This window comes from Nocardia takedensis NBRC 100417, from assembly GCF_000308695.1.
Classification (GTDB): Bacteria; Actinomycetota; Actinomycetes; order Mycobacteriales; family Mycobacteriaceae; genus Nocardia; species Nocardia takedensis.
On record NZ_BAGG01000094.1, the window covers coordinates 1 to 1,024 of the forward strand.

2 protein-coding genes are annotated in these 1,024 nt (G+C 68.4%); one reads left to right on the forward strand and one right to left on the reverse strand.

All coding sequences use genetic code 11. The features are described 5' to 3' along the window. Positions 1–328 (reverse strand): ABC transporter ATP-binding protein (locus tag ON30_RS20790; RefSeq protein ID WP_040709365.1); only part of this gene is annotated, 328 nt, incomplete at its 3' end. Between the two features lie 181 nt (positions 329–509). Here ON30_RS20790 and ON30_RS20795 point away from each other — a divergent pair. Then, entirely contained in the window at positions 510–992 is a 483-nt protein-coding gene (locus ON30_RS20795; protein ID WP_040709367.1) for a cation:proton antiporter regulatory subunit, read from the forward strand. Positions 993–1,024 lie beyond the last annotated feature (32 nt).

Below are 1,024 nucleotides of genomic sequence, written 5' to 3' on the forward strand. Positions count from 1 at the left end.
CGCGGGTCTTGGCGGAGGCGGCCGAAAGACCACGCAGCCGCGCCAAGTAGATCAACTGTTCGCGCACCGGCTGTTTCGGATACAGGCCGCGTTCCTCGGGCATGTACCCGAAGCCGCGGCGATCGGCCACCGTGGCCGGGTGACCCTGCCAGCGGACCTCGCCGCCGTGGATGGCGAGCACCCCCATGATCATCCGCATGGTGGTGGTCTTGCCCGCGCCGTTGCCGCCGACGAACCCGGTGAGCGTGCCCGGCGCGACGGCGAAACTCACACCGTCCACCGCGACCTTCTCACCGAATCGCCTGGTCAGACCCACGACTTCCAGCATCGGTCCCCTCCTCGCGTCGACGTCGGCCCCACAGTACCGGCGCGCGCCGACACGTGCCGCCCGCCGACCGCCGCCTCGACTGTTCGCCGGATGCCCGGATTGCGTTCACCGGAGCGCCCTCGACCGGAAAGAAAGTAAGGTAAAGTAATGGTAATGTGCGGTTAAGCGTTAGGCTGTGGGGGTGAACGTAGAGGTGACACCGCTGCCGGGAATCGGTGTGCGCAAGGACTTTCCGTTGCAGGAAGATCGTCGCCGCATCGGGGTGGTCGATCACCGCGACGGCACGATGGATCTGATCTTCACCAAGGACTCCGATCCCGACACCACCGTGCAGATCCCGCTGTCCGGCCCCGAGGCCAGGGCACTGGCGAATTTGCTCGGCGCGCCGCAACTGGTCGCGCAGTTGCGCGAGGAGCACCGCGACATCGAAGGCGTCAACACCCGGACCCTGCCCATCGCGCACGGCGCGCCCTACGACGGCCGCACCCTCGGCGACACCGAGATGCGCACCCGCACCAGCGTCTCCATCGTCGCGGTGATGCGCGCGGGCCAGGTGCACGCCTCCCCCGCCCCGGATTTCGTGTTCATCGCGGGCGACCTGCTCGTGGCGGTCGGCACCGGGCAGGGACTCGAAGCCGCCGCCGTTCTACTCACCGACGGCTGACCCATGGCGTTGGACGGAACCGCCCTCGCCCT